Genomic DNA, 15,674 nt, shown 5'->3' with positions numbered 1-15,674 from the left:
CTCATCTTACGGACCCGTCCGGTCCGTCAGGGGCCGCTCGATCCCGTTACCCCTCGTTGCCGCCGCCGAGCGGCTTAGGCTAACCTCTCCCCAGGTCATGAGTTCCAGCGACAAGCCCCGGCTCGTTGGACGGCAACCCTCCACCGCGGTGGGGTGCCCCGGGAGACGACCTGGCCACCACCCACCCGGGTGACAGGCAAGCGCGGGTCCGCTGTCGTCAAGCGGCCGGACCCTTCTGACGAGAGGAGGGGCTCCGCCCCTATGACGTACGACAACAGCAATCCCGACTGGGCCTTCGAGACCCGTCAGATCCACGCGGGGCAGCCCGTCGACTCCGACACCGGAGCTCGCAATCTGCCGATCTACCAGACCACCTCCTACGTCTTCGCGGACGCCAAGCAGGCTGCGGACCGGTTCGCGCTCGCCGAGATGGGTCCGATCTACACCCGGATCACCAACCCGACGGTCGCCGCGGCGGAGGATCGCATCGCCTCGCTCGAGGGTGGCGTCGCCGGTCTGCTGTTCGCGTCCGGCCAGGCCGCCGAGACCGCCGCCATCCAGGCGATCGCCCAGTCGGGCGGCCACGTGGTGGCCTCCCCCCGCCTCTACGGCGGTACCGACACCCTGCTCCGGCACACGCTGCCCAAGTACGGCATCGAGACCACGTTCGTGGAGAACCCGGACGACCCCGCCTCCTGGCAGGCAGCGGTGCGACCGAACACGAAGCTGTTCTACGGCGAGTCCATCTCGAATCCGCTGAACGACATCCTGGACATCCCGGCCATCGCCGAGGTCGCGCACAACAACCAGGTTCCGCTCGTCATCGACAACACGGTGGCCACCCCGTACCTCATCCGCCCGCTGGAGCTGGGCGCGGACGTCGTGGTCTCCTCGGCCACCAAGTACCTCGGCGGCCACGGAGCCTCCCTCGGTGGCGTCCTGGTCGACGGCGGAAAGTTCGACTGGCGCGTGCAGCGCGACGGTGAGGATGTGTTCCCGTCCTTCACCACCCCTGACCCCGCGTACCACGGCCTCGTCTACGCCGATCTCGGAGCGCCCGCGCTGGCGCTCAAGGCCCGCGTGACGCTCCTTCGCGACACCGGTGCGGCCGCGTCCCCGTTCAACGCCTGGACACTGGTCCAGGGCATCGACACGCTGAGCCTGCGGATCGAGCGCCACGTGTCCAACGCGCAGCGGGTCGCCGAGTGGCTCGAGGCGCGCGAGGACGTGGCAGCCGTCCAGTACGCCGGCCTGACCTCCTCGCCCTACAACGGGCTGCAGAAGAAGTTGTCGCCCAAGGGTGCCGGCGCGATCGTCACGTTCGACCTCGCGGTGCCGCAGGGCGCCTCCGAGGAGGACGTCAAGGCGCAGTCCTGGAAGTTCATCGACGCGCTCAAGTTGCACTCGTGCCTGGTCAACATCGGTGACGTCCGCTCGCTGGTGTGCCACCCGGCCACCACCACCCACTCACAGGGCACCCCCGAGGCCAACGCGATCGCGGGGGTCACCATCGCGACCATCCGCCTGTCGGTGGGCATCGAGGCCGTCGATGACATCATCGGCGACCTCGAGCTCGGTTTCGCCGCGCTCTCCTGACGCCCGACCGCATGATCCGCCCCACCGATCCACTCGCGCTGTTGCCCCCGGGCGACGGCACCCTCGGCCGCGTCGCCATCGGCGACCTCACGCTGGTCACGGGTGTCGTACTCCCGGGGGTGACCCTCGCGGTGCAGCGGTGGGGACGGCTCGCGGAGGATCTGTCCAACATCGTCCTGGTCGAGCACGCCCTCACCGGCGACTCGCATGTCGTCGGCTCCGTCGACTCGCTGCACCCGACACCCGGATGGTGGAACGGACTCGTCGGACCCGGACTGCCGCTGGACACCGACCGCTACTGCGTCCTGTCCGTCAACGTGCTCGGAGGATGCCGCGGTTCGACGGGCCCCAGTTCACTCCATCCCGACGGCCACTACTGGGGCGCCCGCTTCCCCGCCGTGTCCGTCCGCGACATGGTCGAGGCCGAGCGGGTACTGGCCGACCTGCTGGGGATCGGGAGTTGGGCGGCGGTGATCGGCGGCTCCATGGGCGGGGCCAGGACGCTCGAATGGATGGTCACCTACCCGGAACGCGTCCGGGCGGGCTGTGTACTGGCGGTCGGGGCTCGCGCCTCCGCCGACCAGATCGGCGTCCAGACGGCGCAGATCATGGCCGTCACCTCCGACCCGCACTGGCAGCAGGGGGGGTACCACGGCACGGGTCGCACCCCCGTCGCCGGTCTGGGAATCGCCCGGCGCATCGCGCACCTGTCCTACCGGGGCGAGCTGGAACTGGACGAGCGCTTCGCCAACCGACCGCAGCCCGGGGAGGACCCACGGGGCGAAGACCTGTCGATGTCGGGGCGGTTCGCCGTGCAGTCCTACCTCGACCACCAGGCCGGCAAGCTGGTCTCACGCTTCGACGCCTGCACCTACGTCCTGCTCACCGACGCGCTCAACCGCCACGACGTCGGTCTGGACCGCGGCGGGGTCGAGCAGGCGCTGCGCTCGTGTCCCGTCCCGTGCGTGATCGGTGGTGTGACCACCGACCGCCTCTACCCCCTGCGTCAACAGGAGGAACTCGCCGAGCTCCTCCCCGGCGCCGATCCACTCGTGGTGATCGACAGCCCGGCCGGCCACGATGGATTCCTCACCGAGTCCGACGTGGTGGGCCCCATGCTCGTCAGGACCATGGAACTCGCCGCGCAGGGCTCCCCTGACCGAACACGAGGACACGCATGACGGACCACGACCACACCCCCCGGCCCGCTGCCCTCGGCCTGACGGGACTGGCAGTGGGGCTCGGCATCATCGGTGTGTCCATCGGCTTCGCCACGCTGCTGGGACTCACCGCCACCGCCAGCGGAGGCGACGAGACCACCGATTACGGCCCGATGGCGGTCACCGCCGTGTCGTCACTCGTGCTGGGGCTGCTGCTGATCGCCGGCGCGGTGTTGCTCTGGCGCGCCCACCGAGCGGCCCGCGTCGTCATCGGGGTGGCGGTGGCGCTACTGGTCATGAGCTCGATCGCCCGGATGGTGGTGGACAGCGTCACGTTCATCTCGGTGCTGGGTAGCGTGCTCTCCCTGTGCGCACTGGTGGCGATGGGCGTGCTGCTCGCATCGAGCGGCGTCCGCGAGCACGTCCGCGAGGGCGTGCCGCTGCGACTGAACTAGTCCGGCGCGCGACTGGCCGTCATCAGCCCGTCCCGAGCTCTTCTCGTCCCGAGCACAGCCCGTCGCGTTCAGCCCCTCGCGCTCAGCCCGTCCCGAGGGAGTCGATGGACGTCGCGAGCCACAGGACGACCGCGCCGATCGCCACGTAGAAGGCCACGTCGAAGCCCTTGCTCCGCACGCCGAGGAGCCGTGCGCGCTCGTCCGGAACCACGCCCCGCAGGACCCCGGCGGCCAGGGCCATGAGCCCCAGCAGGAACGCCCCGCGGCGCCACCGCTCGAACATCACGAACCCCAGCGCCACCGCCAACCCGGCGAGCACCAGCGCGAGCGGCCACTGGGCCCGGATCTGCGACCACCGCAGCCGTGCGGGCCTGGTGCGTCGCGGCCGGGCGTCGGTCGGCCGGGGCCGGTCGGGGGCGGGGTGGGTCATATCGGCCTCAGGTGTCGGCCGCGAGTCGCTCGCACCGCTCGACCACGTTGGCCAGCAGGAACGCCCGCGTGAGCGGACCGACCCCGCCCGGGTTCGGGGACACCGCGCCCGCGACGTCCCAGACGTCGGGATGGACGTCCCCCGCGAGCTTCCCGTCGAGCCGGGAGACCCCCACGTCGAGGATCGCGGCGCCCGGCTTGACCATGTCCGGGGTGAGCATGTGGGCGACGCCCGCGGCGGCCACGATCACGTCGGCACGCCGCGTCTCGGCGGCCAGGTCACGCGTGCCGGTGTGGCACAGGGTGACGGTCGAGTTCTCGCTGCGGCGGGTGAGCATCAGCCCGATCGGCCGCCCCACGGTCACCCCGCGGCCGATCACCACCACGTGCGCGCCGTCGAGGTCGACACCGAATCGCCGCAGGAGGTGGATGGCGCCATTGGGGGTGCACGGCAGCGGGGCAGTCGCGTTGAGGACCAGCTTGCCGAGGTTGACGGGATGCAACCCGTCCGCGTCCTTGGCCGGGTCGATGCGCTCGAGGATCGCGTTCTCGTCGAGGTGCTTCGGCAGGGGCAACTGAACGATGTACCCGGTGCACGCGGGGTCGGCGTTGAGCTCGTCGATCACGGCCTCGAGTTCGGCCTGATCGGTCTCGGCGGGCAGGTCACGACGGATGGAGGCGATGCCGACCTGCTCGCAGTCGCGGTGCTTCATCTTGACGTAGGAGTGGCTGCCCGGGTCGTCGCCCACCAGGACCGTCCCCAGTCCCGGGGTGATGCCCTTGTCGCGTAACGCGGCGACCCGGTCGGTGAGGTCGGCGACGATCTCGTCGCGGGTGAGCTTTCCGTCCAGCTTGATAGCGGTCACGGGCGCCAGTATCCCACTCCGGAGCGGCCACGTCGCCAGCGCACTGCGAGAATGGCCGCCATGACCGGAGCCGGCGTGCGTGTGTTGTTCGACCGTCCCCGCATCCCGCCCAACACCGGCAACGCGATCCGGTTGGCCGCGGGCGCGGGGTGCGAGCTCCATCTGGCCGGGCCACTGGGATTCGACCTGACCGAACCGCAGCTGCGGCGGGCAGGGCTCGACTATCACGATCTGGCGCACGTGGAGGTCCACGAGGACCTGGAGGCCGCGTACGCGCGACTGCTCCCGGCGCGGGTGTGGGCGTTCACCGTACGGGCCGACCTCTCCCTGCCCGAGGTGAGGTTCTCCCCCGGTGACGTCCTGCTGTTCGGCCCCGAGCCCACCGGCCTGGCCGAGGACGTGCTGGCCGACGAGCGTGTGACGGCGACGGTGCGCATCCCCATGTTGGCCGGCCGTCGCTCGATGAACCTGTCCAACGCCGCAGCCGTGGCGGTCTACGAGGCCTGGAGACAGCAGGGCTACCCAGGCGGTATGGAAATTCCGACATCTTGACTTAATATTTCGGTATGCCGAAATCTCATCCGGTCGGCGGCCGCAATCCCCGGGGCGGGCGCCGAAGGTCCGTCGCCCCCGTGACCGCGATCGTCGTGACCCTCGCGACGGCGATCGTGACGGCCGCGTGCACCACCGGACTCACGGGTGCGGCTGCCGTGGACGACCGGCCCCGGTTCGCCGACCAGGAGGCCGGCGACAGGGTCGTGGTGGCCACGACCTTCACCATCCTCGCGGACATGGCGCGACGGGTCGGTGGGGACCGCGTGCGCGTGGAGTCGGTCACGACCCCCGGCGCGGACGTGCACCAGTACGAACCGTCGGTCGATGACCTCAAGCGCGTCGAGGGCGCGGACCTGGTGGTGAGCAACGGCCTCGGCATGGACGATTGGCTGCTGCGCTTCATCGACGGGACCGACGCACGACACGTTGTTACCTCCGAGGGGGTCGACCCCCTACCTGTGCGCTCCGGCAACTACACCGGCCGGCCCAACCCCCACGCGTGGATGTCGCCCGACGAGGGAACGAGATACATCCGGACGATCGCGCTCGCTCTGGCCGACCTCGACCCGGACGGCGCCGACGAGTACCTCGACCGCGCCGAGACCTACGTGGCCGAACTCGACGACCTGGCCTCCCGTGCCCGTGCGGCCGTCGCGGAGGTCCCGGAGGAGCGCCGCGTCCTGGTCACGTGCGAGGGCGCGTTCTCCTACCTGGCCCGCGACCTGGGCCTGGAGGAGCTCTACCTGTGGCCGGTCAACAGCGAGTCCCAGGGGCTCCCGCGTCAGGTCACCGCCCTGATCGACGAGGTGCGCGATCGCGAGATCCCCGCCGTCTTCTGCGAGTCGACGGTCTCCGATGCGGCGATGCAGCAGGTCGCGTCCGAGACCGGCAGCAGGGTCGCCGGGCTGCTGTACGTCGACTCCCTCTCCGCCCCCAGCGGTCCGGTGCCCACCTACCTCGATCTGCTCGACCACGACCTCGAGATCATCACCCGGGAGCTGACGTCATGACCGACCGGCCACTGCCCTTCTCCGCGCACACCGGACCCCCCGCCGTCGTCGTCACCGACCTCACCGTCGACCGCGGCCAGATCCGCGCCCTCGACTCGGTGTCCCTGTCCGTGCCGACCGGGGAGATCACCGTTCTCCTCGGCCCCAACGGGTCCGGGAAGTCCACCCTGCTGCAGTCACTGCTCGGGCTGGTCACCCCGACCGCCGGCTCGGTGCGCCTCCTCGGCTCCCCGGTGCGCCGCGCGCTGCGCACCGGCCGGGTGGCGGCGGTCCCCCAGTCGGACGGACTCGACGAGCGCTTCCCGGTCACCGCGGGTGAGGTGGTCATGCAGGGCCGCCGCCGCTTCACCGGACCGTGGCGCCGCCCGTCCGCCACCGACCGTCTGGCCGTCGACGACGCCCTGGAGCGGGTCGGGCTGTCCGCGATCTCGGGACGGCGCATCGGCGAGCTCTCGGGCGGGCAACGCCGCCGGGTCCTGCTGGCCCGCTGCCTGGCCCAGGAGGCCGAGCTGCTGCTGCTCGACGAACCGTTCAGTGGCATGGACGCCGGCAGCGAGGAGGTCTACATCGACGTGCTGCGCGACCTCACCGCCTCGGGGCGGACCGCGCTGGTCTCCACGCACCACCTGGCCACGGTCGAACGGCTCGCGGACTCTGTCGCCCTGCTCAACGGCCGGCTGGTGGCGCACGGCCCCGTGGCCGAGACCACCACCCCACAGATCCTGTCCACCCTGCTCGGGGCGCGCCTGCCCGGTGACCCCGACCCCACCACCGGCCGCGCGGCCACCCTGGGAGTCCTGTCGTGATCGACCTGCTCGTCGAACCCATGAGCTACGAGTTCATGCGGCGTGCCCTGCTCGTGGTGGCCGCCTCTGGTGTGGCCGGCGCATTGCTGAGCTGCTGGCTGGTCCACATGGGTTGGTCTCTCATGGGTGACGCCGTCTCCCACGCCGTCCTGCCCGGTGTGGTGATCGCCGCCCTGATCGGCATCCCGTTCGCGGTCGGTGCTCTCGTCGCCGCCCTGGTCGCGGTGACGCTGATCGGCGCGGTCCGAGAGAGCGGGACGGTGCGGGAGGACGCGGCCATGGGCATCGTGTTCACCGCACTGTTCTCGCTCGGCCTGGTCCTCATCGCCCGGTTCCCCAGCCAACAGGACCTGCACTCGATCCTGTTCGGCAGCGTTCTCGGGGTGCGCGACTCCGACCTCGTCCAGGTGCTGGCGGTCTCGGCGTTCACGGTGATCGTGCTGTTGGTCTTCCGCCGCGACCTGATCATGCTGGCCTTCGACCGGCTGCACGCCCACACCATGGGGCTGAGGACGCGAGCGCTGACCGGACTGCTGCTCGCCACCCTCGCCACCGCGACCGTGGCGGGAGTCCAGTCGGTGGGCGTGATCCTGGTGGTGGCCACGCTCATCATCCCCGGCGCGACCGCCCAACTGGTAGCCGACACCATGCGGGGGACGATGATCCTCGCCGTCGTCGTCGCCCTGGTCGGTGGCGTCACAGGCCTGTACGCCGGCTACTACGCCGACCTCCCCCCGGGTCCGGTGGTGGTCCTCGCGCAGGCCGTCATCTTCACCGCGGCGCAGCTGTTCGCCCCCCGGCGCGGCGTGATCCCGCGGGCCGCGGCGGGCGCCCGGGCACGGCGATCGGGGATGATGGCGGCATGAGCGTCGACCCGCCCCGCGCTGATTCACCCCGCGCTGATTCACCCCGCGCCGATACACCCCGCGCTGATACCCCCCGAGGCCTCGCCGATCTCTCCCCGACCATCCAGGCCTATCTCATGGCCGCCCACCACCTGGGTGCCGGTGGCGAGCCCGTCACCCCGGGCGCGCTGGCCGACCGCCTCGGCGCCTCCCCCTCCTCCGTCACCGAGGGCGTCCGCAAGCTCGCCGCCATGGGGCTGGCGCAGCACCGCCCCTATGCTCCCGTCGAGCTCACCGAGACCGGGCAGTCGTTCGCTGTGGCGATGGTCCGCCGTCACCGGATCCTCGAGACGTTCCTCGCCCGTTGTCTCGAGTATCCGTGGGACGAGGTCCACGCCGAGGCCGATGCCCTGGAGCACGTGGTCTCCGACCGGTTCGTCGACGCCCTGGACGGCTTCCTCGACCACCCGCGCCGCGACCCGCACGGCGATCCCATCCCCACCCGCGACGGGCGCCTGGACCAGCTCGCCGACGTTCCCCTGGACCGCGTTCCCGAGGGCGGAACCGGCGTCGTCACGCGGGTGTCCGACCGGGACAACTCCGTCCTGCGGCACCTGGCCGAGATCGGCCTGCGGCCCGACTCGCCGGTCGAGGTGGTCTCCCGACAGGTCGAGCTGGGGATCATCACCGTGGCCCTGGACGGACGTGTGGTGCCGGTCGGCACACCGGTGGCGGCGGCGGTGCGGGTCCGTGTCCCGACCAACGACGACGACGAGGTCACGCACTAGCTCCGTCAGAACATCGTCCCCGGGTTGAGGATCCCCTGTGGGTCCAGCGCGGTCTTGATGCGGCGATTCAACTCCATCACGTCCTCACCCAACTGGGCGGGCAGCCACGGCGCCTTGAGTCGTCCCACGCCGTGTTCGCCGGTGATCGTCCCGCCCATGCCGATGGCCAGCTCCATCACCTCGCCGAATGCCGACTGGGCGCGCTGGGCGCGGTCCGGGTCGTCGTCCTCCAGCACGATGATCGGGTGAGTGTTGCCGTCGCCGGCGTGGGCGACCAGGGCGATCGGCACGTCGCGTCGGGCAGAGATCTCCTCGATCCCGGCGACCAGATCGGGCAGCGCCGGCAGTGGTACGCCGACGTCCTCCAGAAGCAGGGTTCCGGTCTTGCCGAGGCTGGTGAACGCGGCCCGACGCGCGACCGTGAACTGCTCCCCCTCGTCGGGATCGTCGGTGGCGAACACCTCGGTGGCGCCGTGGGTACGGAACGCCTCCGCCATGAACTCCGTCTCGGCCGCGCGATCGGGTCCGGTCAAGTCGGACTGGGCCAGCAGCATCGCGCCGGCAGAGATGTCCAGCCCCATCCTCAGGTCCGCCTCCACGGCCCGGATCGAGACGTTGTCCATGAACTCGAGCATCGCCGGGCGGATCCGGCGCGTGATGGCCAGGACGGCGTCGCTACACGCCACCACGTCGGGGAAGATCCCCACCACGGTGGAGCGCGGCGGTTGTTCGGGGATGAGCCGCACGATGATCTCGGTGACGATCCCCAACGTGCCCTCGCTGCCCACGAAGAGCTTGGTCAGGCTCAATCCGGCGGTGTCCTTGAGTCGCGCGCCGCCCAGGCGTACCGCGGTGCCGTCGGCCAACACCACCGTCAACCCCAGCACGTAGTCGGTGGTCACTCCGTACTTCACACAGCAGAGACCGCCGGCGTTGGTGGCGATGTTGCCGCCGATGGAGCAGATCTCGTAGGACGAGGGATCCGGCGGATACCAGAGCCCGTGCTCGGCGACGGCCTGCTTGACCTCGACGTTGAGCAGACCCGGCTGGACGGTGGCGGTTCGGGTGACCGGGTTGACGTCGATGTCGCGCATGAGCTCGGTGGACAGCACGATCCCGCCCTCTACCGCCGTCGCTCCCCCGGACAGTCCCGAACCGGCTCCCCGCGGCACCACCGGCACGCCGTGCGCGCTCGCCCAGCGCATGACCTCCTGCACGTCCTCGGTCGACCGTGCCCGCACCACGGCCAGTGGCATCCCCGGATCAGGGGCCTTGGCCCAGTCCTGGCGGTATCCCTCCAGTACGTCCGTGTCGGTGAGCACGGAGGCACTGTGGAGGCGGGCACGGAGGTCGTCCAGGATCATGCCCCGAACCTACGGCGAACAGTCGCTGGGGCGCGGGTGTATGGGACGGGGTCCCCCGCGATCAGCTCTCCCGGATCCGCAGTCGGTCAAAGACGACCCGTAGCGGCCGCGGCGCCCACCAGTTGGCCTCCCCGAGTAGGAGCATGGCACTGGGCACGAGCAACAACCTGATGACGAACGCGTCCACCAGCACGGCCAGCGCCATGCCGAGTCCGAGCATCCGGACCACGCTGATGTCCGACGTGCCGATGGCGAGGAACACCACGGCGACGAGTATCGCCGCGGCGCCCACCACGGGAGCGGTGCGTCCGACCCCGTCGACCACGGCCCGGGTGGTGTCGCCGTGCCGGTCGTATTCCTCCCGGACACGGGAGAGCAGGAACAACTGGTAGTCCATGGACAGTCCGAAGGCCAGGCACGCCATGAGCAGGGGCGCGGAGCTGTCCACCACCCCCGTGGCCGTCACGCCCACCAGGTCGGCGAGATAACCCTCCTGGAAGACGAGGACCATCACTCCGAAGGTCGCGGTGAGACTGAGCGCCGCCATGACCAGCGTCTTGAGCGTGACCAGCACACCACCGGTCAGCAGGAAGACCAGGGGCAGGACCACCGCCATCACGAGGAGAGCCACCGGGACCGCCCGGTCCGTGACTGCCTGGCGGGTGTCGACATCGTCGGAATAGGTTCCCGCCACCGGGGCCGGGGCCACCTCCTCGCGGACCCGCTCGGCGAGGTCCTGTTGCTGCGGTTGCGTCAACCCCGGGGCCGTCACCACCTCCACCGCGGCCACGGAGCCCCGTCTCAGGCCGGGGTCGCCGGGCCCCACTGCGAGCCCGTCGGACACGGTGTCGTCCGGGCCCCGCGCCACCGTCACGCCGTCGATGCGCGATACCCGCTCCGCCAACGCTCCGGGGTCGACCCCGTCCGCCAGGATCACCAGGGGATCGGATCCGAGGTCCGGGCGTTCGTCGCGCAGTCGCTCGGCCGCCACCCTGGACGAGGCGTCCGGCGGCAGGACCCTGTCGTCGAGAGTGCCCAACCTGAGGCCGAAAGCGGGCGTCAACAGGATCAACAGGAGCGCCGACACCCCCAGCGCCACCGCCACCGGGTGTCTGCGCGACACCCCCAGCATCGCGGTGACCGAGCGGCCGGGTCGGGTCGGATCGACCCGTCGCACGGACCAGGCGTCGATCCTCCGACCGAGAACCCGCAGGACCGGGGGCAGGACCACCAGGGTGAGGGTGGCGACCAGCGCGACGACGGCGACACCGGTCATCGCCATGGATCTCAGGTAGGGCATGTCGACCGCCGTGAGCGCGGCCAGACACAGTCCTACCGTCGCCGCCGAGACGACGATGGTCCTCCGACATCGGCGCATCGTTCGGTTGACGGCCTCCGGTGGGTCCGCTCCGGCCGCCAACTCCTCGCGGTACCGGGTGACCACGAGGAGGCTGTAGTCGATCGAGAGACCCAGCGCGAGACCGATCACGAGGTTGAGGGCGAACACGGAGACATCGATCAGGTGGACCAGGCCGGACAGGACGACGAAGGTCGAGAGCATGGCGAGCACCCCGATCGCCACCGGGACCGCGGCGGCCACCACGGAGCCGAAGAACAGCACGAGCAGGACGAGGGTCACGGGGACGGCGATGAGCTCGGCGCGGACCAGATCGTCCCGCGCGATCAGATCGTCCTCACGGAGCACCTCGGCCCGGCCGGTCAGTTGCCTCTCGACGCCCTCGCCGGGCGGGGGCAGGGCCTCGCGGACCTCATCCAGGGTGCGTCTCGACTCGGCGTCGTCGCCGGACAACACCGCGGACACCACCGTGGGCCCGTCTCCCGGTGCGGGTGAGACGGTCACGCGGCCCACTCCCCCGGCGCCGGTGAGGAAGGACGCCACCGCATCGGCGTCGCGGGCCACGGCGGCGGGCTCCGGGCCCGAAACCACCACGAGCAGGTCGGGGGTGCCCGCCCCGACCTCCGCGTCGAGCCGCTGCTCGGCGACGGCGGATGGCGTGGATTCGGCCCGGAACCCCCCGGGTGTCAACTGTTCCTGCACGCCTCCGGCGGAGAGCGCCCCGAGCACGGCGAGGACCAGCGCCGCGACGAGCGGCCACCCTCTCACCAGGACCATCGGCCAGCGGCGAGCGGGTCGCCGCGTCCCGGTGTCGGCTCTATGACTCATCGGTCTCCCTCACTCAGACGTCCCCTTCATTCGTTCCGGATCCGGAGGCGGATGGGCGACGGTGCCATCGGGCGATCAGGTGAGGATTCGTTGGCCCGACCCATCCGCCCCGGAAGAGGGGCCGAACCACCCGGACAGCCCATCGGAAGGACTTCTCGTGAACCATCCCCTCATCGACCGCCTCGCCGCCGACGAACGGGTCCAGATCTTCTCGTCCCTCCAGGACGCCGGTCAGAGCCCCTACTACCGGACCATGAACTCGAGCTCCGGTGCCACGAGCAACGTCGAGGGTGTGGACCGGATCATGCTCGGCTCCAACAACTACCTCGGTCTGGCCCGTCACCCCGAGGTCATCGAGGCCACCACCGAGGCGGTCCGTCGATTCGGGTCCGCGAGCACCGGGAGCCGCCTGCTCAACGGGACGATGGCGCTGCACGAGGAGCTGGAGGCGGAGATCGCGGACTGGTTCGGCACCGAGGACGCGCTGTGTTTCTCGACCGGGTACCAGACCAACCTCGGCACCCTCGGCGCCCTCGTCGGTGAACGGGACGCGGTCGTCATCGACGAGTACGCCCACGCATCGCTCCGCGACGGCCTCCGCATGGCGCGGACCTCAGTGCACCCGTTCCGCCACAACGACCTGGGCGCGCTCGAGGAGGCCCTGATCACGGCCCGCCGCGGGTCCCCGGAGCAGATCCTCGTCGTCGTCGACTCCCTCTACTCCATGGAGGGCAGCCTCGCGCCCCTGTCCGGGGTCGCGGAGCTCGCCCGATCGTTCGGGGCCGCGCTCATGGTCGACGAGGCCCACGCGATGGGCCTGTTCGGTCCGACCCGGCGGGGCTGGGTCGAGGAGACCGGGACGGTGGACGACGTGGACGTGACCATGGCGTCGTTCTCCAAGTGCTCGGCGTCCTGCGGTGGGTTCATCACCGGCAGCTCCGACCTCGTCACCGGGCTCAGGGTGACGGCGCGGCCGATGATCTTCAGTACCTCCTCGGTCCCCGCCGCGACCGCGTCCTCCCTCGCCTCGATCCGGATCATGCGTACCGACGACGGTGCGGCGCGCACCGAGGCGGTGCGCCGGAACTCGATCCTGCTGCGAGCCGAGCTGGGGGCCAAGGGGATCGAGTGCACATCCGGCCTCACCGGCGACGAGTGGTCGCCCATCGTGCCCGTCCCCGTGGGCGACGACCTCCGCGCGGTCCACGTGTGGAACCTGCTGCTCGAGCGGGGCGTCTACACCGGTGTCGCGGTCCACCCGGCCGTCCCGGCGGCCGGTGCGATCCTGCGCCTGTGCGTCACGGCGGATCACACGGAGGAGCAGCTGGTCGAGGCGGCCACGGCGATCGCCGACGTCCTCGCCGTCACCCGCGAGCTCTCCGCCCTATGAGGGTGGTGCTGACCGGGGCGTCAGGTGATTTCGGCACGGCCCTCCTGCGCGGTCTGATCCTGCGTGAGGAGGTCGACCACGTGGTGGCCCTGGCGCGGTCGCCGCTGCGGGTCCAGGACCCGAAGATCGAACAACGGACCATCGATATCACCACCGACGACCTCGACGAGGCCTTCGCGGGCGCCGACGCGGTGATCCACTGTGCCTTCATGGTCGAGGAGCCGCGCGACAAGGAGTCGGCGCGGGTCGTCAACGTCGACGGCTCACGACGCGTCCTGTGGGCGGCCGACTCCGCCGGCGCCCGGGTGTGCGTGATGACGTCGAGCATCAACGCCTACGGCCCCCGCGGCGGCCCCGAGGTGATCGACGAGACGGCGCCGATCGGTGCCAGCCAGGAGAACTACTACTTCCACCACAAGGCGCTCGTGGAGGAGGACGTGCGCCGGTGGCGGCGGGGTTCCGACGGCCGCATGGCGATGGCGGTCCTGCGGCCCACCTACGTGGTGGGGCCGGACATGTCCAACTCCGGACTGGAGACCATGCGTTCGCGCGTCGTCCTGCACCCGAGCCCCGGGCGGTCCTATTTCCAGTTCCTCCACCAGGACGACCTCGTCGACGCCTACCTGCGGGTGGTCCTCGCCGGCGTCGACGGGGAGTTCAACCTCGGCCCGGAGGGCGCGCTCACCGTCTCCGAGCTGTGCCGACTGAACCACTCGGTGTGCATTCCTGTGCCACTGCGCGCCGCCCGACGTCTGGCCGACGTCGGTTTCCGGCTGCGACTGCTGCCCTATTCCTCACACTGGGTGACCTGCGGAGAGCCGGTCACCACCTCACGACGACTCCGGGACGCCACCGGGTGGCAGCCGCGGTACGACTGCACCGAGGCCGCGCGCCTCATGCTCGCAGGCTGATCCCGACCCGAGTCCGTCGCCACCCGAACACGTACCGAAAGGACCCCATGCTCCTCACCTCGGAGAACCAGACCCTCGATTCCTACGCCCCAGGGCTGCGTGAGCGCCTGTACGACCACGGCCTCCTCGCCAATGAGGGCGCCGGGAGCACCGCCGTGGCCGACTGGTCGGCCACCGGCGGGACCAGTCTCATCGTCCCCACCTCACTGGGCGGTGCGGGCGCGAGCGCGGTTGACGCGGTGCGGTTCCAGACCGCCATCGGCGCGGTCGCCCCCTCGCTCGCGGCCGCGACCACGATGCACCACCTGTCGTGCGCGACCCTCTTCGAGGCCGCCGAGGATGCCTCGCAGGACGAGCGCGATCTCATCAGGGCACTGGTCGAGGGTGGGACCGTGATGGCCTCCGGTTTCTCCGAGGGTTCCCCCGGGGGGTCTGTGTTCCGTCCGACCATGACCGCCCGCCGGGACGGTGACGACTACCTGCTCTCGGGTCGCAAGGCTCCCTGCAGTCTGTCGAGATCCATGAGCCTGCTGGTGGCGAGTGCCCTCGTGGACGGTTCCGAACGGGCCGTCGTCCTGGTCTTCGACGGGGCCGAGGGGCTGAGCCGGGAGGAGTTCTGGAAGAGCCCCGTCCTCGCGGCGGCGGAGAGCGACGCGCTGGTCCTCGACGACGTCCGGGTCGGGGCTGACATGGTCTTCCTCACCTCCGAGAACGATCCCGACGACGTCCACGAGATGACCGGCTATCTGTGGTTCGGTTTGCTGATCAGCGCCTGCTATCTCGGGGTGGCCACGCGAATGGTCGAGCGGCTCACCGAGCGTGACCGACTCGATCCGAAGCTGTTCGCCTCTGCGCTCGCCGAGGTCGAGACCATGCGGACCGCACTGCACGCCGTGGCTCGAGAGTTCGACGAGGGGGCCCGCGGTGGCGATGTCTCGGCACGACTCGCGCTGGTCCGGTGGTCGATGCGCGACGCCCTGGTCAGGGTGCAGTCCATGGTCCGCGAGGCCGTCGGGGGATTCGCCTACATGCAGGACCCGGAACTCGCCTACGCCTTCGAGGCCGTCCAGGTGTTCGGCTATCACCCGCCGTCGCGCCGGGACACCGCCGACCGGTTGGTGCGCTGGGCGCGCGGGGAGGACTTCCGCTACGTCTGAACCCGGAATCGGCCGGTGGCGGGGAGCGACCACCTGGGGACCAATCGCTTCGGAGCTGCCGTTCGTTGCACAGCATCGATCGTTGGGGAGTAATCGATCGTGGCGGAGTGACCGATCGTGGCGGAGTGATCGATCGTGGCTGAGTGATCGATCGTGG

Annotated in this window: 15 protein-coding genes and 1 riboswitch; of the genes, 11 read left to right on the top strand and 4 right to left on the bottom strand. The window is 70.6% G+C overall.

Going from position 1 to position 15,674, the window contains the following annotated elements:
* Nucleotides 1-93: 93 nt before the first annotated feature.
* A riboswitch (SAM riboswitch) is annotated at nt 94-209 on the top strand.
* Between the two features lie 52 nt (nt 210-261).
* The 3 genes from A6048_RS04400 to A6048_RS04390 are packed head-to-tail and all read left to right on the top strand — an operon-like array spanning nt 262 to nt 3,211.
* The gene (locus A6048_RS04400; protein WP_107748614.1) at nt 262-1,596 is read left to right on the top strand and encodes an O-acetylhomoserine aminocarboxypropyltransferase/cysteine synthase family protein; all 1,335 of its coding nucleotides are present in this window, start codon (nt 262-264) and stop codon (nt 1,594-1,596) included.
* An 11-nt stretch (nt 1,597-1,607) separates the two neighbouring features.
* A complete protein-coding gene (metX, locus tag A6048_RS04395; protein WP_107748615.1) occupies nt 1,608-2,777 on the top strand; it encodes a homoserine O-acetyltransferase MetX in 1,170 nt (389 codons plus the stop codon).
* Complete coding sequence (locus A6048_RS04390) at nt 2,774-3,211, top strand: hypothetical protein (RefSeq protein WP_107748616.1); 438 nt, start codon at nt 2,774-2,776, stop codon at nt 3,209-3,211. Before metX ends, A6048_RS04390 begins: the two co-directional genes overlap by 4 nt.
* Before the next feature lie 82 nt (nt 3,212-3,293).
* Here the strand turns inward: A6048_RS04390 and A6048_RS04385 are convergent, their stop codons facing one another.
* Together A6048_RS04385 and A6048_RS04380 are read right to left on the bottom strand one after the other, a co-directional pair.
* Entirely contained in the window at nt 3,294-3,641 is a 348-nt protein-coding gene (locus tag A6048_RS04385) for a DUF3017 domain-containing protein (RefSeq protein ID WP_107748617.1), read from the bottom strand.
* Between the two features lie 7 nt (nt 3,642-3,648).
* Nucleotides 3,649-4,506 carry a bifunctional methylenetetrahydrofolate dehydrogenase/methenyltetrahydrofolate cyclohydrolase gene (locus A6048_RS04380; protein ID WP_107748618.1) on the bottom strand — a complete coding sequence of 286 codons (858 nt, stop codon included), beginning with the start codon at nt 4,504-4,506 and terminating at the stop codon, nt 3,649-3,651.
* A 60-nt stretch (nt 4,507-4,566) separates the two neighbouring features.
* Here A6048_RS04380 and A6048_RS04375 point away from each other — a divergent pair, with 60 nt between their 5' ends.
* From A6048_RS04375 to A6048_RS04355, 5 genes are read left to right on the top strand one after another with little or no spacing between them, the layout of a single operon-like run.
* Nucleotides 4,567-5,058: a tRNA (cytidine(34)-2'-O)-methyltransferase gene (locus tag A6048_RS04375; RefSeq protein ID WP_107748719.1), complete on the top strand. Its 492-nt coding sequence runs from the start codon at nt 4,567-4,569 to the stop codon at nt 5,056-5,058.
* A 14-nt stretch (nt 5,059-5,072) separates the two neighbouring features.
* The gene (locus A6048_RS04370) at nt 5,073-6,071 is read left to right on the top strand and encodes a metal ABC transporter substrate-binding protein (protein ID WP_107748619.1); all 999 of its coding nucleotides are present in this window, start codon (nt 5,073-5,075) and stop codon (nt 6,069-6,071) included.
* Nucleotides 6,068-6,877 carry a metal ABC transporter ATP-binding protein gene (locus A6048_RS04365; RefSeq protein WP_107748620.1) on the top strand — a complete coding sequence of 270 codons (810 nt, stop codon included), beginning with the start codon at nt 6,068-6,070 and terminating at the stop codon, nt 6,875-6,877. The genes A6048_RS04370 and A6048_RS04365 overlap by 4 nt, the downstream gene beginning before the upstream one ends.
* A complete protein-coding gene (locus A6048_RS04360; protein ID WP_107748621.1) occupies nt 6,874-7,743 on the top strand; it encodes a metal ABC transporter permease in 870 nt (289 codons plus the stop codon). Before A6048_RS04365 ends, A6048_RS04360 begins: the two co-directional genes overlap by 4 nt.
* The gene (locus tag A6048_RS04355; protein ID WP_107748622.1) at nt 7,740-8,510 is read left to right on the top strand and encodes a metal-dependent transcriptional regulator; all 771 of its coding nucleotides are present in this window, start codon (nt 7,740-7,742) and stop codon (nt 8,508-8,510) included. The genes A6048_RS04360 and A6048_RS04355 overlap by 4 nt, the downstream gene beginning before the upstream one ends.
* Before the next feature lie 5 nt (nt 8,511-8,515).
* Here the strand turns inward: A6048_RS04355 and A6048_RS04350 are convergent, their stop codons facing one another.
* Together A6048_RS04350 and A6048_RS04345 are read right to left on the bottom strand one after the other, a co-directional pair.
* Nucleotides 8,516-9,874, bottom strand: a complete 1,359-nt coding sequence (locus tag A6048_RS04350) for an FAD-binding oxidoreductase (protein ID WP_107748623.1) — start codon at nt 9,872-9,874, stop codon at nt 8,516-8,518.
* 61 nt (nt 9,875-9,935) lie between these two features.
* Nucleotides 9,936-12,059 carry an MMPL family transporter gene (locus tag A6048_RS04345; RefSeq protein WP_107748624.1) on the bottom strand — a complete coding sequence of 708 codons (2,124 nt, stop codon included), beginning with the start codon at nt 12,057-12,059 and terminating at the stop codon, nt 9,936-9,938.
* A 157-nt stretch (nt 12,060-12,216) separates the two neighbouring features.
* On the opposite strand from A6048_RS04345, the gene A6048_RS04340 reads away from it, so the two are divergent.
* Genes A6048_RS04340 through A6048_RS04330 form a run of 3 tightly spaced genes read left to right on the top strand, consistent with a single transcriptional unit; the run spans nt 12,217 to nt 15,517 of the window.
* A complete protein-coding gene (locus A6048_RS04340) occupies nt 12,217-13,449 on the top strand; it encodes an aminotransferase class I/II-fold pyridoxal phosphate-dependent enzyme (RefSeq protein WP_235027379.1) in 1,233 nt (410 codons plus the stop codon).
* On the top strand, nt 13,446-14,360 hold the full coding sequence (locus A6048_RS04335; protein ID WP_107748625.1) for an NAD-dependent epimerase/dehydratase family protein: 915 nt from the start codon (nt 13,446-13,448) through the stop codon (nt 14,358-14,360). Before A6048_RS04340 ends, A6048_RS04335 begins: the two co-directional genes overlap by 4 nt.
* A gap of 47 nt (nt 14,361-14,407) precedes the next feature.
* Nucleotides 14,408-15,517, top strand: coding sequence for an acyl-CoA dehydrogenase family protein (locus tag A6048_RS04330; protein WP_107748626.1), 1,110 nt, complete (start codon nt 14,408-14,410; stop codon nt 15,515-15,517).
* The last annotated feature ends 157 nt before the right edge of the window (nt 15,518-15,674 follow it).

This window comes from Dietzia psychralcaliphila, assembly GCF_003096095.1.
GTDB lineage: Bacteria > Actinomycetota > Actinomycetes > Mycobacteriales > Mycobacteriaceae > Dietzia > Dietzia psychralcaliphila.
The sequence above is the reverse complement of the archived record's forward strand: the minus strand, read 5'-3'. Positions and strand labels throughout refer to the sequence as shown.